Here is a 21313-nt window from a genome sequence, read left to right as displayed (position 1 = left end):
GTTGGCGCACCCCAGGTAACCTGGCCTGATGCAGGTGTTGGTCGTCGACAATTACGACAGCTTCGTGTTCAACCTCGTCCAGTATTTGGGCCAACTCGGGGTGGATGCGCAGGTCTGGCGCAATGACGACGCGCGGTTGAGCGGGCAGGCCGAGATCGATGCCGTGGCCGCCGAGTTCGACGGGGTGCTGCTGAGTCCCGGCCCTGGCAGTCCGGAGCGGGCCGGGGCGTCCATCCCGCTGGTCCGGGCTTGCGCGGCGGCCGGCACTCCGCTACTGGGCGTGTGCCTGGGCCACCAGGCGATCGGGGTGGCGTTCGGCGGAACGGTCGACCGCGCACCGGAGCTGCTGCACGGCAAGACCAGCACCGTGTACCACACGAATGTTGGTGTGCTGCAAGGGCTTCCGAATCCCTTCACCGCGACCAGGTATCACTCGCTGACGATCCTGCCCGACACGGTCCCGGCCGAGTTGGAGGTGACGGCAAGGACCGCTCAGGGCGAGCGAAGCGACGGGATAGGTGCTCAGGGCGAGCGAAGCGACGGGATAGAACACGGCGGCGTCATCATGGCGGTGCGCCACACCGAACTCCCCATTCACGGTGTGCAGTTCCACCCGGAGTCGATCCTCACCGAGGGCGGGCACCGGATGCTGGCCAACTGGCTCGGCTACTGCGGTCAGGGTCCCGACGAGGCGCTGGTGCGCCGGCTCGAGCAGGAGGTCGCTGACACCGTCCGCCACGCACTCGGCGGGCAGGAGCGCAGCGACCGGGGGATCAACGCCGCCGGTGACCTGGCGACTACGACGCGAAGCTGAGCGTGATCGGGTCGCTGAACTTGACCGGCGTTCCCGCCGACGGGCTTTGGGTGACGACCGCGTTCGAACGCTGACCGCTGTTCTGGGCGTCCGGGCCCTTGATCAGGATGCCGGTCCAGCCGAGTCCGCGCAGGTTCGGCTCCGCATCCGTCCAGAACTGGCCGCGAAGATCAGGCATGACGAACTCGTTGCCCTTGGACACCTGGATCTGGATCAGGGTGTCCTGTGGCACCGTCTGGCCAGCTGCCGGATCGGTGCCCACGACTTGACCACTCGGCTCGGTGCTGTCGACCTGAACCGGCAGCTGCTTCTGGAAACCGGATGCCGTCAGGATCTGACCCGCGACGTCGACGGGCTGGCCCGCCACCACCGGAACCTCGGCGGTCTGTGGCCCATTGCCGACGACGACAGTGATCTCATTGGTGATCGCCGCTGACTGGTTGGCGGCCGGGATGGTCTGCACCACCTTGTCGCGCTGCTCCGGCGTCGAGGTCCCGGGCACCTCCTTGTACTTCAGGAAGCCGGCGTCCTTGAGTTTCTTCACACATTCGGCGTAGCTGATGCCCTGTGTGCAGTCGGGCACCGTGCGCTGCTCGGGACCCAACGACACATTGATGGTGATGTCGTCACCCGCGGCGGCCATCGAGCCGGCCGCCGGATCAGTGCCGATGACCTTGTCCGGCTGGATCGTGTTGTCCGTCTTGGGGGCGGTACGGATCTTGAAGCCCTTGTTCTGCAGCGTGGCGACGGCGTCCTGCTGGGACTGCCCCCGCACGTCGGGCACCTGCACGTTGCGAGGATTGCCGCTGACCATGTTGATCGCCACGGTCACCACCACGGTGAGGATGGCCAGGATCGCGACGGCGATCAGCCAACGGCCGATGGAGCCGCCGGCGCGGTCGCCGTCCGATGACCCGGTGTGGCGGGGAATCTGCTCGGTGTGGTCGCTGTGCGACGGGCGGGGGGTGGCCGACAGCAGCGAGGTCCGCTCGGCGGCGCTGAGAATCTTCGGAGCCTCGGGCGCCTCGCCGTTGTGCACCCGCACCAGGTCGGTGCGCATCTCGGCGGCAGTCTGGTAGCGATTGTCAGGGTTCTTGGCCAGCGCCTTGAGCACCACAGCATCCAGCTCGGGCGAGATCCCCGCATGCCGCTGCGACGGCGGGACCGGGTCTTCGCGGACGTGCTGGTAGGCCACTGCCACCGGGGAGTCACCCACAAACGGCGGCTCACCGGTGAGCACTTCGTAGAGCACGCAGCCCAGCGCGTACACGTCGGAGCGGGCGTCGACCGGCTCACCGCGGGCCTGCTCGGGGGAAAGATACTGGGCGGTGCCGATCACCGCGGCCGTCTGGGTGACGCTGTTTCCGGCGTCGGCCAGGGCGCGCGCGATACCGAAGTCCATGACTTTCACCGCACCGGACTTGGAGATCATGATGTTCGCCGGTTTGACGTCGCGGTGGATGATGCCGTGCTGGTGGCTGAAGTTCAGCGCCTGGCAGGCGTCGGCGATGATCTCGATGGCCCGACGTGGTGGCATCGGGCCATCGGTGTGGACGATGTCGCGCAGAGTGACCCCGTCGACGTACTCCATGACGATGTAGGGCAGCGGACCGTTGGCGGTCTCGGCCTCGCCGGTGTCGTAGACCGCCACGATCGCGGGATGGTTCAGCGCGGCCGCGTTCTGGGCCTCGCGGCGAAATCGCAGGTAAAAGCTGGGGTCGCGGGCCAGGTCGGCGCGCAGCACCTTGACCGCCACGTCGCGGTGCAGCCGCGTGTCGCGGGCCATGTGCACCTCGGACATGCCACCGAAGCCGAGGATCTCACCCAGCTCGTAGCGGTCGGACAGGTGCTGTGGGGTGGTCATTGCGGTATCTCGTCGTATCGATCAGGTTGGGCCCGCGCAGCACCCGAGGGGAGACTGGCCACGGTCGCGGCGGCGAATCGGATTGTCCCGATTTGTTCTCCAGGATGACCGGTGCGGGGGCCATCCGTCCAACCCGTCGGGGCGGACTGTGTGGACGGGCTGACGGTGTCGGTGACGGTTTGCTCGACGGGCGCGTTATCTTTGCGGTCCTTGTCGGCCAGCACGATAAGGATCGCGCTGATGATGGCCAGCGCTCCCAACACACCGGCGGCCCACAGCAGCGCTCGCTGACCCGAGGAGAACGTTCGCCGAGGCGGCGGCGGCCGATGGCTTCCGGTGGTGGCGCGGGGCCGCATCCCGGTGGCTGGCGCCGCCGGCATCCGCGGTGAGCTGCCCGGGATCGACGCGGGCGTCGCGCGGATGGTCGGTGCGGAGTTGGGCCGCGGCGGCCGGCGGCCGGCTCGAACGGCGGCAACGGCGTCGGCGAACTGACCGCCGTTGCGGTAGCGCATGCCGGGGTTCTTGACCAGGGTGATCTCGATGAGCTCGCGCACATTGGGCGGCAGGTCCGCGGGCAGCGGCGCAGGAGTCTCCTTGATGTGCTTCATCGCCACTGTCAGCGCGCCGTCACCGGTGAACGGCCGCTTGCCCGAAACTGCTTCGTAGCCAACGACTCCCAGTGAATACACATCGCTGGCGGCAGTGGCGTCATGGCCGAGCGCCTGCTCCGGCGCGATGTACTGCGCGGTGCCCATCACCATGCCGGTCTGAGTGACGGGTGCGGCATCGACGGCCTTGGCGATACCGAAGTCGGTGAGCTTCACCTGACCGGTCGGGGTGATCAGGATGTTGCCGGGTTTGACGTCGCGGTGCACCAGACCGGCGGCGTGGGCCACCTGCAGGGCGCGCCCGGTCTGCTCGAGCATGTCCAGCGCGTGCCGCAGCGACAGCCGCCCGGTGCGTTTGATGACCGAGTTCAGCGGCTCACCGTTGACCAGTTCCATCACCAGGTAGGCGGTGCGGCCCTCGCCGTCCATGTCCGTCTCGCCGTAGTCGTGCACCGCGGCGATGCCGGGGTGGTTGAGCATGGCGACGGTGCGGGCCTCGGCGCGGAAGCGTTCGACGAACTCCGGGTCCGAGGAGTACTCCGCCTTGAGGACCTTGACGGCGACGCGGCGCCCCAGCCGGCTGTCGACGGCCTCCCACACCTGACCCATGCCGCCGGTGGCGATCAGCCGCTGTAGCCGATACCGGCCCGACAGCGTCACACCGACGCGGGGACTCATTGCTCGCCTCGCTTCGCTCGGCATCGGGTACTCATGATGTCCCCTGTAAAGCGGCCGCGATCGTGGCCCGTCCGATCGGCGCAGCGAGGGCACCGCCGGTCGCCGAGAGCCGGTCGCCACCGTTTTCGATCAGCACGGAGACGGCCACCTTCGGGCTCTGCGCCGGCGCGAACGCGATGTACCAGGCATGGGGCGGGGTGTTGCGGGGGTCGGTGCCATGCTCGGCGGTGCCGGTTTTCGATGCGATCTGCACGCCGGGGATCGCCCCTTTCTGCTGGGTCATCTGTTCGGCGCCGATCATCAAATCCGTCAGCTTAGCCGCGACCTGCGCCGACACCGCACGCCGCTGCTCCTGCGGCGCGGTGCTGCTGATGTTGGACAAGTCCGGTCCTTTGAGGCTGTCCACCAGGTAGGGCTGCATCATCACACCGGAATTGGCGATCGCCGCCGCGACCAACGCGTTCTGTAGTGGTGTCACCGCTACGTCCTTCTGCCCCATGCTCGACATCCCCAGTGCGGCGGCGTCGGGCACGGGCCCGATGGTGGACTGGGCGACCTCCAACGGGATCTGCGCCGGCGGGGTGTCGAACCCGAACGCTTGCGCGGTGTTGCGCAGCGCCTCTGCACCCACCCGGATACCCAGTTCGACGAATGCGGTGTTGCAGGACCGGGCAAACGCTTCGCGCAGCGACGCCGTCGGGCCGCTTCCGCACGGCGTTCCGCCGTAATTCTCCAGGGTGGCGGTGCTGTTGGGCAGCTGGATCCGCGGCGCGGCGGTCAGCTGGTCGGTGTCGGTGACGCCGGCCTGCAGTGCCGCGGCGGTGGTGATCACCTTGAAGGTGGAGCCGGGTGGGAATGTCTCGGCGATGGCGCGGTTGGTCAGCGGCGAGCCTGGGTCGTCGCGCAGCTGCTGCCACGCGTTGCCCTGCTCCTCGGTGTCATGGGTGGCCAGCAGGTTGGGGTCGTACGACGGTGAGGACACCATCGCCAGAATCTTTCCGGTCGACGGCTCCACCGCCACCACAGAGCCCTTGCAGCCGCCGTTGCAACCCTGCTGCATGGCTTCCCAGGCGGCCTGCTGGATGCGCGGCACGATCGTCGTGTCGACGTTGCCGCCGCGGGGATCGCGGCCGGTGAAGAAGTCGGCCAGCCGGCGTCCGAACAGGCGCTGGTCGGATCCGTTGAGGATGCCGTCCTCGGCGCGTTCCAGCCCGGTGCTGGAGTAGCGCAGCGAGTAGAAACCGGTAATCGGTGCGTAGACAAAGGGATTCGGGTAGACCCGTAGGAACCGGTAGTGGCCGTTGGTGGACACCGAATACGCCAGCAGCTGCCCGCCGGCGGTGATCTGGCCGCGCTGGCGGGAGTACTCGTCGAGCAGCACCCGTTGGTTGCGCGGGTCGGCACGCAGGGCGTCGGCGCGGAACACCTGGGTGATCGTGGCGTTGAGCAACAGCAGCACGACCAAGGCCATGATCATCACCGATATGCGGCGCAGCGAAGTGTTCATACGCGCTCGATCACCTCGGTACCGGCCGCCGCGATGGACGGCTGTGGGTTGCCCATGATCGGTCGACGGGCAGCGTGGGAGATCTTGACCAGGATCCCCAGCAGCAGATAGTTGGCCACCAGCGACGAGCCGCCGTAGGACATCCACGGCGTGGTCAGACCGGTCAGCGGGATCAACCCGGTGACGCCGCCGACGACGATGAACAGCTGGATCGCCAGTGTCGATGCCAGCCCGGCGGCGAGCAGCTTGCCGAAGCTGTCGCGCACCGCGATCGCCGTGCGCAGCCCGCGCACGATCACGATGGTGTAGAGCATCAGCACCCCGGCCAGGCCGACCAGGCCCAGTTCCTCGCCGACCGCGGCGATGATGAAGTCGGTCGAGGCGGCGGGCACGGTGCCGGGCTGGCCGTTGCCCAGCCCGGTGCCGAAGATGCCGCCGGTGGCGAAGCTGAACTGCGACTGCACCATCTGGTAGCCGGCGCCCTCGGGATCGGCGAACGGATCCATCCAGGTCTGCACCCGCACCCGGACGTGGCCGAACAGGTGGTAGGCCACCACGCTGCCCACCGCGAACAGCGTCAGCCCGATGACTACCCAGCTCAGCCGCTCAGTGGCGATGTAGACCATCACGAGGAACGATGCGTAGAGCAGCAGCGAGGTGCCCAGGTCCTTTTCGAAGACCATGACACCGACCGAGGCGATCCAGGCACCCAGCAGCGGTGCGAGGTCGCGCGGTCGAGGCACGTCCATGCCCAGGAAGTGCTTGCCCGCACTGGTGAACAGGTTGCGCTTGGCCACCAGCACCGCGGCGAAGAAGATCAGCAGCAGGATCTTGGAGAACTCGGCGGGCTGAATGCTGAAGCCCGGCAGGCGAATCCAGATCTTGGCGCCGTTGGTCTCGGAGAAGTGAGCCGGCAGCAGCGCCGGGATCGCCAGCAGCACCAGACCGGCCAGCCCGCAGGTGTAGCCGTAGCGCGCCAGGATCCGGTGGTCCTTGAGGAAGACCACCAGCAGGGAGAAGCCGACCACGCCGACCAGCGTCCACAGCATCTGCTGCTCCTCGCTGGGGCCGCGGGCTTGGTCGATGGCGCCGTTGACCAGGTCGAGGCGATGGATCATTACCAGGCCGAGGCCGTTGAGCAGCGCGACGACGGGCAGCAGCACTGGGTCGGCGTAGGGCGCGAAGCGCCGGATGGCCAGGTGCGCGCAGACGAACAGGGTCAGGAATGCCAACGTGGAGCTGGCCAGGTCCCACCGGATGCCCTGTTCCTGGTTGGCCTCCACGATCATCAGCGCGACGGCGGTGATCAGCGTGGCAAAGCACAGCATTGCCAGTTCGGCGTTGCGCCGGGTAGGCGTCGCGGGGGTCAACGCGACGGGTGACTGCGGTTGGGTGCTCATGCCGCCGCCCGGCAATCGGTACCCGGCTTTTGTGGAGCCGCGGGCAACTGGGTGACGGTCGGCGACGGCGAGGGTGACGGTGCGGGAACGACCGAAGTGGTTGCGGAAGAGTCACTTTCGTCAGTGACGGTGGGGGTGGCCGATGCGCTCGGCGCCGGCGAGGGAGCGGCGACGGTGGTCGCCGGGGTGGTGGTTGCGGTGGTGCTCGGCGACGGTGATGACGCCGACGTCGAGGACCGGGGTGCCGAGGTGGGCGCCGGCCCCGGAGCGGTGGGTGCGCTGGGGGCCGGTGTGGGCGTCGGGGTGGCGGTCGGCGGCGGCGCGCACGGCTGCAGCAGCGAGCTGTGGGCCAGTTCCCGCAGTTGCCCGATCGCGTTGTCCAGCGTGCCGGCGGGCAGTCCGGCCGACACCTGGGCCCGCTCGGAGGGGCGCAGGTCCTGCAGGCGCATCAACTGGCAGCCCAGCTGCTCGGTGGCCTGGCCGTAGCTGATCTGGGAGAGCTCGTCGCGATCGTTGAGACAGCCCAACAGGTAGGGCTCCTGCAGCGGATAGCCGACGATCGAGCCCTCGACGCCGCGCATGATGGCGACCGTGCCGTTGTAGGCGCTGACGTAGTAGCTGTTGCGGATGATCTCCCGGCCGACGGCCAGCCCGGCCAGTACCAGCAGCACCACCACCGCGGCCGCGATGGCGATCCGCTTGTGGGAGCGCGGTTTGGGGGGCGGTTCGGGCTCGGCGATCACACGCTTGGCGGCGGCCGGGCGAGGGGCGATGATCGAGGCGCGGCCGGCGGCGGTGTTGGGCGGGGCGACGTGGTCGTCGTTGCCGGAGACCGCTCCGGCCAGGATCGGCTGGGTCTGCCCGGCGTAGTCGTAGTCGACGACCTCGGCGACCACCACGGTGACGTTGTCCGGACCGCCACCGCGCAGGGCCAGCTCAATGAGGCGATCAGCGCTCTCGGCGACGTCGGGGATCTGCAGGGCTTCCAAAATGGTGTCGTGGCTGACCGGGTCGGACAGGCCGTCGGAGCACAGCAGGTACCGGTCACCCTCGCGGGCTTCCCGCATGATCAGGGTGGGTTCGACCTCGTGGCCGGTCAGCGCCCGCATGATCAGCGAGCGCTGCGGGTGGCTGTGGGCCTCCTCGGCGGTGATGCGGCCCTCGTCGACGAGGGTCTGCACGAAGGTGTCGTCTTTGGTGATCTGCGTCAGCTCGCCGTCGCGCAGCAGGTAGCCGCGCGAGTCGCCGATGTGGACCAGGCCCAGCCGATTGCCGGCGAACAGGATCGCAGTGAGCGTGGTGCCCATGCCTTCGAGTTCGGGCTCCATCTCGACGTGCGCGGCGATCGCGGAGTTGCCGTCGCGCACCGCCTCGTCGAGCTTGCTGAGCAGATCGCCGCCGGGTTCGTCGTCGTCGAGGTGGGCCAGCGAGGCGATCACCAGCTGGGAGGCCACCTCGCCGGCGGCGTGGCCGCCCATGCCGTCGGCAAGCGCCAGTAGTCGGGCGCCGGCGTAGACGGAGTCCTCGTTGTTGGCGCGCACCAGGCCGCGGTCACTGCGGGCGGCATAGCGAAGGGCAAGGGTCACGGGCGCAGCTCGATTACCGTCTTGCCGATGGAAACCGGCGTGCCGAGCGGAACGCGTACTGCCGTCGTCACCTTCGCCCTGTCGAGGTATGTGCCGTTGGTCGATCCTAGGTCTTCGACGTACCACTCGGCACCGCGTGGCGAGAGCCGGGCGTGCCGCGTCGAGGCATAGTCGTCGGTCAGAACCAGGGTCGAGTCGTCGGCCCGGCCGATCAGCACCGGCTGGCTGCCCAACGTGATGCGGGTGCCGGCCAGCGCTCCCTCGGTAACCACCAGGTGGCGGGCGGTGTTGCGTTGCTGGCGCGAGGGCAGCAGCGAGCCGCGCAACGCCAGGCCCCGGCGAACCATCACCGCACCGGTGGGGGCATAGATGTCGTTGCGCAGAATGCGCAGCACTGACCAGATGAACAGCCACAGCAGCAGCAGGAAACCGGCACGCGTCAGCTGCAGAACTAGTCCCTGCATCCGGCGTCCTCTCCGTCCTCGTGCCGCTGTCGTCGTGCCGGCAAAAGCAGCTGGTACGGAGCCACCTTCGGCACCGTCACGATACTGGGACGCCAGTGGGTCTGCGGGTGAAGCCACTCCGCATCGCCCAAGGCGCGGCCCCCGCAGACCTCAGTGAACGCGGACGATGATCTCGGAATGGCCCAGCCGGATGACGTCGCCGTCGGCCAACTGCCACTCCTGCACCGGGGCGTTGTTGACCGTGGTGCCGTTGGTGGAGTTCAGGTCCGAGAGCAGTGCGACCTGGCCATCCCAGCGGATCTCCAGGTGCCGGCGCGAGACACCGGTGTCGGGCAGCCGGAACTGGGCGTCCTGGCCGCGGCCGATGACGTTGGCGCCCTCGCGGAGCTGGTAGGTGCGGCCGCTGCCGTCGTCGAGCTGCAGGGTCACCGCATGCCCGGCGGTCGGGTAGCCGCCCTGTTCGACCGGCGGCTGCGCGTAGCCGGCGTAACCGCCGCCCTGCTGGCCGTAGTCGTAGTCGCGGACCGCGGGGTCGGCATAACCGCCCTGGCCGTATTCGGGGCGGCCGTATTCCGGCTGGCCGTACTCGGGACGAGGGGCGTAGGCGCCACCGGCCTGGCCGTAGTCGTAGCCGCCCTGGTCCGGATAGGCCGGGCGAGGCTCGGGACGGCCGTAGCCGGCGTCCTCGTGACGGCCCGGACCGCGGCCGTAGTCGTAGTCACCGGCGGGCGGGGCGGCCGGCGGGTAGCCCTGCGGCGGGCCGTAGGACGGCGCGCCGTATCCGGGCGGCGGAGCCTGACGGTAGCCCTGGTCGTAGCCGCCGCCGTAGCCGCCACCGGCCGGGGGACGCTGCTCGTAGCCCTGGCCGTAGCCGGGACCGCCCGGGTAGCCACCCTGGTCGGGGTAGCTCGGCCGCTGGCCGTAACCCGGCTCGCTCGGCGGAGCCGGCGGGTAGCCGCCCTGCTCGGGCTGGTAGGGCGCGCGCGGCTCGCCGGCCGGGCGCTGATCGTCCTGCGGACGCGGGTAGCGGTCGTCGTAATAGTCGTCGCCGGGCCGCCCCTGACCCTGGTCGCCGCGGTAGTTCGGGTTGTCGCTCATCGCTGGTACTCCTGGTTCTGCGGTGTACGCCTGGTTCGATTGTCCTGGGGCGGGTATGGCAACGGACGAGTGGGGGTCGACGTCGGGGTTGACGACACCGCGCGCACGGTACTGGCCAGTGTGCAAGTTCGGCGACTGCTCGAACCTGACGACCACCTCACCATACGTTTGCCACCCCTGATCACGGATGTATCCGTCCAAGTGTCTGGCAAAAGTGTCCGTGGTGAGATCGCGATCGGCGCTGACCTTGCCGAAGTCAGACGCACTGAGCGTAATGACGTATTCATTGGGGGCCAAAAAACGCTCGCCCGACAACGTTTGCACATTGTCGGAGGCTTCCCGCCGCAGCAGGGCTTCTACCTCCTGAGGCACGATCGATCCGCCGAACACCCTGGCGACCGCGTCACCGACGGTGTTCTCAAGTTTGCGCTCGATGCGTTGAACCAGACCTTTCTGGTTACTCATCTCACCGCCTAGCTCGAGACCGCAGCGTGTCGCGGGTCGCCAATATTCATCTGCATGGTATCGGCCCAGGTCGATGCCCCGTCACCATGAGAATTCTGAGAATCACGTTCCACCAGGTCAGGCACGCACGCGAGGCAGTGTGACGACGGTCGCTAGGCTGGTCTGAGCCGAGGGCGCAGTTTGAGGTTGACCCCCTTGATCGTGATACGCTCCCCCGGTTGTTTTGGGCGAGTGGCGGAATGGCAGACGCGCTGGCTTCAGGTGCCAGTGTCCTTCGGGACGTGGGGGTTCAAGTCCCCCTTCGCCCACATTTTTGAGCGGATGAACCCCGGCTTCGGCCGGGGTTTCTCTGTTGGTGGGCGCAACGACGTCGCGACGCGGCTTGTGACCAAGACCTGGTCACAGTGATCGGCGAGTGGATGGTGTGGCCTGGCTGGTCATGGCGGATCCGTGCCGTCTGCGCAGTCCCCTCTCTTCAGGATCTGATGGGGGTTGAAGTAGTAGTTGCGGGGTGGTCGGCGGCGGGTGGATCGGCGGCTCGGCCGCCATTCGATACCTCTGTTGCCGAGGGTGACCGTGTATCCGCCCTTTTCGAGGATGCGGTTGTCAGGTCCCGACATCAGCGACAGTCCGTCGATGTCCGTCGGCCCGTTGTGTGGAGCGGCCCATCTGATGTTGTGGTTGACCTCGCAATGGTCGAACGGGGTGGTCGATCCCGGCCGCGTGCTGCCGCCGTCACGGGCGAACAGCATCAGGCGCTGGGCGGCGGTGGCGAGACGCTTGGATCGGCCTTCGTTGAGCTGCAATGACTTTGCGCCCTGGAAGATGGCCAGATAGTTGTGCGCCTGCTTGCCGTCGAGCAGTGCGATGACATCTGAGATGGGCATCATTGACCCGCTGGAGGTCAACGCGTGGCCGGCGCGGGCTTCGAGGTCAGCCAGGTCGGCGCGGATGATGAGCTTGACAGGTAGCCCGCGGTGGGTGCCGAGGACGTCAGCGGCCAGGAACGCGGTGAGCAAGGCTTCCATCCCGTCGTGGTTGCGCTGAGCGGGCGTGCGCGTGTCGGCCTTGATCTGATCTTCGGTGGTCCCCGCGCCCAGGACGGTGGGATTCTCGGGAATGTTGTGCCCCGGGGCGGCCTCTTTCTTCAGGGCCGCTTCCCATTTGGCCCGCATCGCCGGGGTCAGCCAGCCCACGATTCGGCTCATGCCGTCCGGGCCTTGCTTGCCGATGACGATTCCGCGTTTCTTCGCACGGTCGGCGTCGGTGAACTGACCATCCTGATTCCAGCAGTAGAGCTGCTTGGCGACCAGTGTGCGGAGTTCTTCGGGCGTGAACGCAGCGGCCAGCTCGGCGAGGTTGGCTTCGGCCTCGGCGACCTCCTGCGGGTCGACACCGTCGGGAATCCGCGCGGCGAAGTCGGCCAGCACCGCGACGTGCGCTTCCGTGATCAGCCCGTCAGCCTGGGCGGCAGCCGTCGCCGGCAGTTCGGGTCCAAGGGGTTGGCCCGTCAGTGCGGCGCGTGGCCCGAGCGCCTCGGCATGATCTACCCGACGGCGCGCCTCAGCCGATGACAACAGCAGCAGGTCACGCAACCACACTGCCCAGGTCGGTGCCTCGCCCATCTCGGCGGGTGTCGTCTGGCGCTGCAGCGCGGCCAGCAGCCGGTGTTCGACGGCAGGCAGCGCATTGCGCACCAGCTGCAGCGACTGCAGGGCCGTCACGATCTCGCGTGGAGGCAGACCCGCCAGCTCTAAATCGGACAAGTGGGTCAATGCCTCCACGAGGTCGACAAGCGCAGCCGGTGCATCGCTGTCGGCGGCGCACCACTGAATCATGTTATCGAACATACATTCGACCACCGACAAGTTTCGGTGGTCAGTGCGACTCGTCAAGAACCCGGTGGGTTTGCCTCGATCGGTAACGCCCCTTTCACGAGCTCCCGACCCCTGTGACGGAATGTTCCGAGACAAGAACTGCTCACGCTCGCATCGCTGGAAGCAAGGCGGCTGTTCGCTGCCGATCTTGCGTGTCCTCAGCGGCCGAACAGCGTGGTCAGCGCGGTCAGCAGCCGCGCGTTGAGCAGCGCTGCCACGATGAGGGCAGTGCAGATCACCGCCAGCAGGACGCACAGGCGCATGGTTGCCGACCACCCGTGGATGGTTGCGGCGATGACCGCGTCCCAGATCGACGTTCGACGAGGGCGGAGTGGCGCCCCGCCGGGGTTCTTGGATTTCGGCCGTGCCATGCCGCAACTCCTTCGTACTGTTCGGATACCACCTAGGCTCCTTGGTTCGCAGCCGGAAGTCGTGACATGAAATTGACATGGGGGCTCGATGGGCATTGTCGCGACGGTCGCCGCTGAGCTGGACAGCTTGATTGACCGCCCGGGGGGCGTCACCGCAGAAAATCTGGTGTATTGCCCCACCATTACCGCCCTGCTGGCCCATGGTGACTTCGAGCAGGCATTCCTGGTGATCGACGGGATCCGGCGACGCAACCGCAGCCGCGATGTGGCCGCCGCTTTCGCCCATCTGGGTGGGCTCGGCTATACGGGCAATACCGAAGACCGGCTCAACACTTTCGCCATCGCCCAGCACGAACGTGAGCCCCGGGGCGCCGAGCCGCCCTCGAGCCGTACAGTGCGGCGCTGGTCGGAGTCTGGCCAGCGGATCCTGGTCGACACGATCGTGCAAGCCTCGGGCATCGAACCTCCGACACTGCACCTCGACGTGCTCAGTCGACCCGGCGCCACGCTGGTCATCCTCCCGACCGTGTATCACATGCACGGCTACGTGATGAACGATCCACTGCTCATCGTGGTCGGTACCGACGCCCACGCGGTCCATGCGTTCAGCCTCGACGACCTGGAGATGATCAGCGAGAACGTCTACCAACCGGTCAACGCATTGGAAGTCGACGTCGGCATGCCCGCGCACCTACAGCTGATCTGGCACGGCGAGGTGCAGCCAACCCTCGTGACGCGCACGATCGGCTTTGCCGCCGACCTGATCCAGATGTCGTCGATGACTCGTGGGGCCGTCGGCTTGATGCTGTACCGCGATGGCCAGGACATCGACACCCTGGCCGAGATCGCAGCCGAATTGGGCCGCCTGCACGGTGAGTCCGCCCAGGAGATCCTGTGAGTGCGCACGCGGTCCGGCCAGACGGGGTACGGCCGGTGAAGGCCCAACACGGAGAGATCGGTGGGTCGGATCTTCTCACCGCGCGGTTGAGCAGCGAGCTACTGGGCTTGCGCGGACTCAAGGGCGAACTCGACTCGGCCGCACTGCAATACGCGCCTTCCCTGCAGGAGGTGTCACGGCAGCCGGCCGCCTACACTGCGGTCGCGCGGGGGTTACCGCGCGTCGGTGGTGTCGAGTACCTCGTGCAGGAGGTGGCGAAGAGCGCCGACCCCGGGATCGTTGTCGACCCGCGTGTGCCAATAGAGCCTGACGTCGTAGCGGGGCAAGACAAGCGGCAGTTCGAAGAGGGTGATCGCCGAACTGTGGGAGTGATGTTGGGCCAGGCGGCGAGGGGCCACCGCGATGCAGTGGCCGCCCTCAACGACCGGGAACAGCGAGCTGTAGTGCGGGACTATCAGCTGAATGCGCCGGGTGAGACCGAGTCGGGCCAAGGCGTCGTCAACCTCGCCTCCCCGCCCCGGGCTGATGCGGACGTGCGCGTGGGGCAGTTCGACGAACCGGTCGAGGGCCATGACCCCGGCTGCTGCGGGGTGGTCCCGGGCGACAATGCCGACGAGGTCGTCGGTGAACGCCGGTTCTGAATGCCACGCCGACGGGGTGGTGGTGGGAATGCCCAAGTACAGGTCGAGTTCACCGGTGGCCAACGCGTCGGTGACGCTGATCCGGTCTAGTGCCAACACGCGAAGACTGGACTGAGGTGCCAGCTGCTGCAGGCGACGGTGAAGCCCCGGCAACAACAGTGGGCCGTACAGGTCGGCGAAGGCGATGGCCCACTCGCGGGTGGTCGAGGCCATGTCGAAGTCGTTGAGATCCCTCACAATTCCATCCAGCGAGCGCAACGCCGCCTGCAGGCGGGGTTGTATGGCGAGCGCTGCCGGGGTGGGGCTCAGACCACGACCGGAACGTACTACCAAGGGGTCGCTCAACAGGGTGCGCAGTCGCCCCAGTGCGTTGGATATCGCCGGCTGCGTCAGATGTAGCCGCGCCGCGGCCTTCGTGGCACTGCGCTCCTCGAGGACTGCATCGAGCACGACGAGAAGGTTGAGGTCCACTCCCGACAGATTCACCCAGTGAATATTGCACATCATGAATCATGATTGGCATTGATACTGGTGCCGTTCCTAGAGTCAGCATCGACTCGATGGGAGGCGGATTATGCGAGTACTGGTGACCGGGGCCACCGGCGGCGTTGGAGCCGCGATCATCGATCAGCTGCGCGACACAGGAGCGCAGGTGCGCGCGACATGCCGCCGACCCGATTCCACGCGGTGGCCATGGGTGCAGGCGGTTCCGTGCGACCTGGATGAGCCGCACACGATGCGGCCCGCACTCGATGGTGTCGACGCCGTCTTCCTCTACAGCTTCGCGCGGCCGTCCGCCCTTGCCGGACTCGTCGACGAGATGAAGGCCTCTGGGGTCAGCAAAGTCGTCGTGCTGTCCACGATCGACACCACCCGTGATGAGGCGTTTGTCGAATACAACAAGCAGCGCCACCTTGCCGTCGAGCGGGCCGTCGACGACGGCGGCTTCGCAAGTGTGTGTCTGCGCCCCGGCGCATTTGCGCGAAATGCAATTCGGTTCTGGGCTGGTCAGATTCGTGATCACCGCAATGTCGGCCTACCGTTCCCGCAGTCCCATCAGGCCCCCATCGCCGATGAAGACATTGCCGCCGTCGCCGTGCACGCGCTCACCACCGAGGCGATCGACGGGCAGAAGGTCGTACTAACCGGCCCAGCCTCGTTGACGATGCGCGAGCAGGTCGGTCTCATCAGCGAGGCCATCGAACAGCCGGTCGGCATCACGGTGTTGCCGGATTCGGAGGCCCGTGACCTGTACGGGAAGGTGTTGCCTCCCGAGTACCTCGACCTCCTCATGGGTCAATGGGCGTTCGAGGTCAGTGAGCCGGCCGTTGTCACCCACGCGGTCCACGACATCACCGGGCGCCCACCTACCAGCTTCGGCGACTGGGCCATGAGCCACCGCAACGCTTTTCAACGTGCGACAACCTGCTCCGCCCCAAGACCTCGACCGCTAGTTGGTGGTGACCGTCGCGGAGAAGGTGTCGACCGCAAGGCCGACACCGCCTGACCAGGGCTCGAAACCGGCTTGGATGCTGGTGAGGTACCAGGCGTCGGTCACCGGTTGGGCGAAGTTCGCTGTCCGCAGTTCCGTATCGGCGAGGAAGGCGAGGACATCGAGGTTGGTCGCCGATGCGACCGGTGGTGAGACCGCAACGTAGGACACCACATTGTTCGCGCCGTTGTTGCCCTGATAGACGTTCCAGCTCACCCCGCTGATCGTGGTGGTGGCGATCGGCACGGCGTTGCCCTGGGAGTTGTAGCTGTATGAGATCGGTTGGATGCTGCCCTGCTTGTTGAACCAGATCATGATCTCCTGCTGGTTCACCCCGGTGGTTTTCGGTGTCGGGTCCGCCCAGATGTCGTAGGACGCGTCGTAGATGTAGCTGGGATCGTTCGGGTAGGTGTAGCTGATGCTGGTGGTCGCACTCTGGATCTGGCTGATCTGGATGGGTAGCGGACTCGACGGCGAGCAGTTGCTGTAGGCGCAGCCCAGGTAGACCGACGGGTACGAGACCGGGGCGCCGTTGGTTGCGGCCGAACCGTTCTGGACGGTGATGGAAAAGCCGGTGTCGGTGACGGTGATCGTCTGGTTGTTGGCGCCGTTGTTGTAGGCGTTGTTCTGCACGACGTATTTGTCCTGGATGGTCGTCGTGCCGTATTGGGTGGAGATCACCGTGTCGCCACCGGAGCCGCCGGAGCCACCGGAGCCACCGGAGCCGCCGGTGGAATTGCCCGCAGCACCGGGCGCGCCGCTCTGGCCGATCAGGCCGGGTCGGCCACCGGCCCCACCAGCGCCCGGTGCACCGCCCTGGGCTGCCTCACCACCGGCCCCGCCGTCGCCGCCATCTCCGACCAGCGACAGCAGGCCGGCATTGCCACCGGCTCCCCCGGCCCCGCCGTCGGCGCCCGCGACGGTGGCATCTGCGCCGTCGCCGCCCTTGCCGCCGTTGCCCGCGAACAGCCCACCGGCCCCGCCGTTGCCGCCGTTGACCGTGCCTCCGGTGACGCCGGCCCCGCCGGCGCCACCGGCACCGAACCAGCCGGCCGATCCGCCGTTGCCGCCGTGGTAGCCGTTGCCCCCATTGCCGACGAGTCCGCCCCGGCCGCCGTCGCAGGCGCCGCTGGTACACGCTCCCCCGTAGCCGGTGTAGCTGTAACCGTTGCCGAGCAGGATTCCTGCGTCGGGCCGGTCCGCTGTTCCGTTGCCGACGAAGAACCGCAGGACACTGCCCGGTTGCCAGCCGACCACCGCCGCCCGCGCGCCGGGAGTGTCCGATGAAACAGCCCGAACGTCGGTGCTCGTCACACGTCCGCCGGTGCCGATGCTGGCGGACCGGCGCGCAGTGGCGCCCGGCGCTGTGCTGACCGCACGCGAGGGCACGTGATGTCGTGGTGGGCTGTGCCCCACCGAACTGGCCGCGCCTGCCGGTGCCGACGACCGCGCACCGGGCGACGCGGTCGTGTCGGCCGACGCGGTGGGCGAGGACGCGATCGCCGAGCCGACCCCGACCGTCACCGCGACCGCGAAAACCCACCCGAAATAGCGGGCCGACCTCGTCACGGGCCATGTCGCGGTTCGCCACCGATGACCAGATGCGGCGATGTCGACACGATGCGAGGGGTCGGCGGGAGTGTTCGTCGGCATCTGCATCCTCACGGTGGCCTCGTCACGCGGTCGTTTGCTCCAGGGGATATTAACTAAATCGTCACATCGGCGGCGGCCTAACGCTGAAGTCGGCGATCAGGTTGCCCGAATGACGAACTGCCACAACGGGTATCGCGTGCGACCCGCGGTGATGAGCACCCGCTCCTATGCCGGGCGACCCGTGGCCGCGCTTCGGTCCCCTCGCCGCAGGATGTCGAACGCCTGCGTGATCAGTGCGACTTCGTTGGGGCGTGCGGTCGGCCGCTGGCCCAGTTGCCAGTATCGGATGCCGGCGCTGCGCAGCGTCGCCACCGCGCAGCGTGCCTGAACTTGTGCGGCGAACTCCTCGTCGGGTCGCGGGCCGTCGTCGCGGTCGAGGCGGTCGAGCAGGGCATCGACGATCTCCTGTTCGAACCGCAGCAGCAAACCGGGCGTCGACTTCGCCAGCTTGGGCCCCGGCGGGCCGTCGTGAAACAGCCACGACAGGTTGGGCCGGGTGTTCCGCAGCTGGCCGAACATGGCGAGGAAAGACTTCTCGATAGCCTCCAGCGGCGTCTCGGCAGCGGGGCGCTGCCGGATCTCGGCAGCCAGAGCCGGAAGTAGCTCTTCGATGTCGCGGACCAGCAGCGCCTCCTTGCCGGAGAAGTAGCGGAAGAAGGTCCGTTCGGTGACGCCGGCCGCATCGGCGATGTCCCTGATCGTGGTCTCCGCGTAGCCACGTGAGTCGAACAGCGCGTCGGCCGCCGACTGGATGGCGTGCCGGGTTGCGATCTTGTGCGCCTCCCGCTTGCCGAGGCCAGCAGTCATGGGAAGAACTATGACATCTTTGGCCGTCGCCGACCGCATTGTTGTCAGGACTGACACTTCGCTCTAATCTGTCAGTCATGACAGATTTGTGGCGGCGGATTCCGCGGCCGGTGCTGATCCGAATCGCCTACCTCATCGTCGGAGTCAAACTCGGCGCGCTTTGGCTGGCCCAGGGGGACAGCTCACCGTGGCAGCACGCGCTTCGGCTCATCGTGCTGATGGCCGCTGTGATGGCGGTGACCACGGTGGTGCGTAAGTGGGCGGCGCGCCGCGGTCGGCACGTCGCGCACCACCCGATCGGCAGGTTCCTGCTGGCCAAGTTCGCCATCGTCGCGCTGGCCGTCGCAGCGGGGCTGGGCCTGGAGAGCGCGATCGCCAACGCCGACCTCTGGGTAGCGGTGGGGCTGGCCGCCGTCGTGGCGGTGGCCGGTCCGCTGATCCACCCATGGCTGGTCAAGGCCGACACCCCCGAACATCGTCGAGCGCCCGAACCCGCGGTCGCGGCCGCCTGACAGACCCCGCCCAACAGACCCGCCTGACAGACAAGGACACCGCTGTGGAATTTCAGGGCACCATTGCCGAGGACATCCGGGATTCGGTACCGGATTGGGCGCCGTATCAAGACCAGCAGGCCCCACCGGGCGCGCCGAACGTCCTCTACCTGCTGTGGGACGACACCGGGATCGCAACCTGGGACTGCTTCGGCGGACTGGTCGACATGCCCAACATGCGTCGCCTGGCCGACAACGGCATCCGGCTGACCCAGTTCCACACCACGGCGCTGTGTTCGCCGACGCGCGCGTCCCTGCTGACGGGGCGTAACCCCACCACTGTGGGTGTGTCCTCGGTGGTGAACTTGGCTGAAGGCTTCCCCGGGCACTGCGGGCGCATCCCGGCGCACACTGCGTTGATCTCGGAAGTCCTCGCCGAACGGGGCTGGTCGACCTATGCGGTGGGGAAATGGCATCTGGCTCCCCCGGCGGATTGTCATGCGGCAGGGTCAAGACGGTATTGGCCCCTGAGCCGCGGCTTCGATCGCTATTACGGCTTCCTCGACGGCATGACCGACCAGTGGTACCCGACCCTGGTCAGCGACAGTCGGCCGATCGACCCGCCGGCCACCCCGGAACAGGGATATCACCTGTCAAAAGACCTCGCCGACAACGCAATCGGATTCCTGCGCGACCATCGGTCGTCGGCGCCGGACAAGCCGTGGTTCATGTACCTGTGCCCTGGCGCGGGGCACTCCCCCCACCAGGTCGCCCCCGAGTGGGCCGACCGATACCGCGGCCGATTCGACATGGGCTATGAGCGTTACCGCGAGATCGCGCTGGCCAACCAGAAGTCACTCGGACTGATTGCGGCGGACACCGAACTCTCGCCGATGAACCCTTACGCCGACTGCACCAGCGCCGACGGCCTGCCGTGGCCCCAACACGACACCGTCACCCCCTGGGCTGAGCTCTCGGAGGACCAAAAACGGGTGTCGGCGCGGATGGTCGAGGTGTTCGCCGGCTTCCTCAGCTACACCGACGCCCAAATCGGGCGCGTCCTGGACTATCTGGCGGAGACCGGCCAACTGGACAACACGGTCGTCGTCGTGATGTCCGACAACGGCGCCAGCGGCGAAGGCGGACCGTCTGGAACCCTCGACGAGTTCTCGCCGATGCGCGGTGGCATGGAATCGGCACCCTCGCTGGATCGGTACGACGAGTTCGGCGGACCGGGCACGAAGATGAATTACGCGAACGGCTGGGCGATGGCGTTCAACACGCCCTACAAGCTGTTCAAGCGATATGCCTCGCACGAGGGCGGTATCGCCGACCCGTGCATCGTCTCGTGGCCCGCGGGGCTGAGCGCGCGCGCAGCGGTACGCGACCACTACGTCCACGTCAGCGACATCACACCGACGATCTATGAGCTGCTCGGCATCGATCCCCCCGAGCTGGTCAAGGGAATCGAGCAGGATCCGCTCGATGGCGTGAGTTGCGCTGCCGCACTGCATGATCCGCACGCCGACGGCGCCAAGCACACCCAGTTCTACGCCATGATGGGCACCCGCGGAATCTGGCACGACGGCTGGTTCGCCGGTACCGTGCACCCACCGACATCGGCCACCCAGGGGCACCCCGGATGGTCGAAGTTCGGCCAGGATCGCTGGGAGTTGTTCCACATCGACAACGACCGCAGCCAGAACCACGACCTTGCCGAGGAATATCCGGACCGGCTCGACGAGCTCAAGGCTCTGTGGCATCAGGAGGCGCTGCGCTGCAACGCCTATCCGCTCAACGACCTAAGCGTCTTCGAACTCATCTCCCGCCGAGCGGCCGAGGTGACAGGTGCGGTCCGCCACGTGCGTTACTACCCTGACACGCCAGCCGTGTACACACCGCTCGGTGGCTTGCTGCAGGGTCGCTCCTTCCGGCTGCGCGCACCGGTCTCGATCGCCAGTTCCGACGCTCACGGTGTGCTCTTCTCCCAGGGCAGCCGCTCGGGCGGGCATGCGCTCTACGTGTCGGGCGGTCGGCTGCACTACGTCTGCACCTTCGCCGGACAGGAGCAGACCGTGACGTCGGCGGAGACGATCTCGATCGGACAGTGCGTGTTCGGTGTGGACTTCACCAGGACCGGTTCGGGACCGGGGCCGTTCGACGTCATTGGTGACGTGGTGCTCTGGGTGGACGACCGCGAGGCGGGATTCCTGGCCGGGGTGCGGATGGCGGGCTTCGATCCGATGCAAGCCGTCTCGGCCGGCCGCAGCGTCGCCTACTCGGTGTCGGCCGAATATGTCTCGCCCGACCCGTTCCGCGGCGGAGTCCTCGACCACGTGACCATCGATTTCTCGGACGCTGGTGATCACCACCCCGACGCCATGATCGACGCCGCGTTCGCCGCCGACTGAGGGCGCCGTTCGCTAGTCCCGCCGCCAGCGGTTCTGGATCATCCTCGGACACCGAGACGGCGTCATGGTGCGATGGCGCGAATCCACGCAGTGCGGGCCTGTCGAGCTTGACGAATCCGTCGCGCACAATTGCCTCGATGGCGACCGCGCTGCCGACAGTGCCGCGCCCTGAACCGGGCGCGAGTGAC

The 21313-nt window shown here is 67.4% G+C and carries 17 protein-coding genes and 1 tRNA gene; 6 read left to right on the top strand and 12 right to left on the bottom strand.

The genetic code is table 11. The features are described 5' to 3' along the window. Positions 1–28: 28 nt before the first annotated feature. Positions 29–814 (top strand): aminodeoxychorismate/anthranilate synthase component II, encoded by a 786-nt coding sequence (locus ACXDF8_RS02245; protein WP_457221603.1) that lies wholly within the window; start codon positions 29–31, stop codon positions 812–814. On the opposite strand, the gene pknB is transcribed toward ACXDF8_RS02245, so the two are convergent. The 7 genes from pknB to ACXDF8_RS02210 all read right to left on the bottom strand — a co-directional run bounded on the left by pknB (position 798) and on the right by ACXDF8_RS02210 (position 10484). Then, complete coding sequence (gene pknB, locus ACXDF8_RS02240; RefSeq protein WP_457221602.1) at positions 798–2678, bottom strand: Stk1 family PASTA domain-containing Ser/Thr kinase; 1881 nt, start codon at positions 2676–2678, stop codon at positions 798–800. The two genes, ACXDF8_RS02245 and pknB, sit on opposite strands and share 17 nt — an antisense overlap. Then, positions 2675–3964: a protein kinase domain-containing protein gene (locus ACXDF8_RS02235; RefSeq protein WP_457221601.1), complete on the bottom strand. Its 1290-nt coding sequence runs from the start codon at positions 3962–3964 to the stop codon at positions 2675–2677. The genes pknB and ACXDF8_RS02235 overlap by 4 nt, the downstream gene beginning before the upstream one ends. Positions 3965–3995: 31 nt before the next feature. Continuing rightward, positions 3996–5471, bottom strand: coding sequence for a D,D-transpeptidase PbpA (gene pbpA, locus ACXDF8_RS02230; protein ID WP_457221600.1), 1476 nt, complete (start codon positions 5469–5471; stop codon positions 3996–3998). Next, positions 5468–6871, bottom strand: a complete 1404-nt coding sequence (locus ACXDF8_RS02225) for a peptidoglycan glycosyltransferase RodA (RefSeq protein WP_457221599.1) — start codon at positions 6869–6871, stop codon at positions 5468–5470. The genes pbpA and ACXDF8_RS02225 overlap by 4 nt, the downstream gene beginning before the upstream one ends. Beyond that, entirely contained in the window at positions 6868–8457 is a 1590-nt protein-coding gene (locus ACXDF8_RS02220) for a PP2C family protein-serine/threonine phosphatase (RefSeq protein WP_457221598.1), read from the bottom strand. The genes ACXDF8_RS02225 and ACXDF8_RS02220 overlap by 4 nt, the downstream gene beginning before the upstream one ends. After that, complete coding sequence (locus tag ACXDF8_RS02215) at positions 8454–8921, bottom strand: FHA domain-containing protein FhaB/FipA (RefSeq protein ID WP_457221597.1); 468 nt, start codon at positions 8919–8921, stop codon at positions 8454–8456. Before ACXDF8_RS02215 ends, ACXDF8_RS02220 begins: the two co-directional genes overlap by 4 nt. A gap of 150 nt (positions 8922–9071) precedes the next feature. Continuing rightward, complete coding sequence (locus ACXDF8_RS02210; RefSeq protein WP_457221596.1) at positions 9072–10484, bottom strand: FHA domain-containing protein; 1413 nt, start codon at positions 10482–10484, stop codon at positions 9072–9074. A gap of 225 nt (positions 10485–10709) precedes the next feature. Between ACXDF8_RS02210 and ACXDF8_RS02205 the strand changes: the two genes are divergently transcribed. Beyond that, a tRNA-Leu gene (locus ACXDF8_RS02205) sits at positions 10710–10792 on the top strand. A gap of 129 nt (positions 10793–10921) precedes the next feature. Here the strand turns inward: ACXDF8_RS02205 and ACXDF8_RS02200 are convergent. Together ACXDF8_RS02200 and ACXDF8_RS02195 are read right to left on the bottom strand one after the other, a co-directional pair. Beyond that, entirely contained in the window at positions 10922–12322 is a 1401-nt protein-coding gene (locus ACXDF8_RS02200; protein WP_457221595.1) for a 13E12 repeat family protein, read from the bottom strand. Positions 12323–12519: 197 nt separating this feature from the next. After that, positions 12520–12732: a hypothetical protein gene (locus ACXDF8_RS02195; RefSeq protein WP_457221594.1), complete on the bottom strand. Its 213-nt coding sequence runs from the start codon at positions 12730–12732 to the stop codon at positions 12520–12522. Between the two features lie 88 nt (positions 12733–12820). Between ACXDF8_RS02195 and ACXDF8_RS02190 the strand changes: the two genes are divergently transcribed. Next, complete coding sequence (locus tag ACXDF8_RS02190; protein ID WP_457221593.1) at positions 12821–13630, top strand: hypothetical protein; 810 nt, start codon at positions 12821–12823, stop codon at positions 13628–13630. Between the two features lie 212 nt (positions 13631–13842). Here ACXDF8_RS02190 and ACXDF8_RS02185 read toward each other — a convergent pair whose 3' ends face one another. Beyond that, on the bottom strand, positions 13843–14757 hold the full coding sequence (locus ACXDF8_RS02185) for a LysR family transcriptional regulator (RefSeq protein WP_457221592.1): 915 nt from the start codon (positions 14755–14757) through the stop codon (positions 13843–13845). An 88-nt stretch (positions 14758–14845) separates the two neighbouring features. Between ACXDF8_RS02185 and ACXDF8_RS02180 the strand changes: the two genes are divergently transcribed. Continuing rightward, positions 14846–15778: an SDR family oxidoreductase gene (locus ACXDF8_RS02180; protein ID WP_457221591.1), complete on the top strand. Its 933-nt coding sequence runs from the start codon at positions 14846–14848 to the stop codon at positions 15776–15778. On the opposite strand, the gene ACXDF8_RS02175 is transcribed toward ACXDF8_RS02180, so the two are convergent. Next, on the bottom strand, positions 15722–17416 hold the full coding sequence (locus ACXDF8_RS02175) for a GH12 family glycosyl hydrolase domain-containing protein (protein WP_457221590.1): 1695 nt from the start codon (positions 17414–17416) through the stop codon (positions 15722–15724). The two genes, ACXDF8_RS02180 and ACXDF8_RS02175, sit on opposite strands and share 57 nt — an antisense overlap. A gap of 165 nt (positions 17417–17581) precedes the next feature. Next, the gene (locus ACXDF8_RS02170) at positions 17582–18223 is read right to left on the bottom strand and encodes a TetR/AcrR family transcriptional regulator (RefSeq protein WP_457221589.1); all 642 of its coding nucleotides are present in this window, start codon (positions 18221–18223) and stop codon (positions 17582–17584) included. 77 nt (positions 18224–18300) lie between these two features. Between ACXDF8_RS02170 and ACXDF8_RS02165 the strand changes: the two genes are divergently transcribed. Continuing rightward, positions 18301–18735 (top strand): hypothetical protein, encoded by a 435-nt coding sequence (locus tag ACXDF8_RS02165; RefSeq protein WP_457221588.1) that lies wholly within the window; start codon positions 18301–18303, stop codon positions 18733–18735. 44 nt (positions 18736–18779) lie between these two features. Further along, entirely contained in the window at positions 18780–21125 is a 2346-nt protein-coding gene (locus ACXDF8_RS02160; protein WP_457221587.1) for an arylsulfatase, read from the top strand. Positions 21126–21313 lie beyond the last annotated feature (188 nt).

The organism is Mycolicibacterium sp. CBM1 (assembly GCF_054073305.1).
This window is presented reverse-complemented; position numbering and strand designations above follow the sequence as displayed.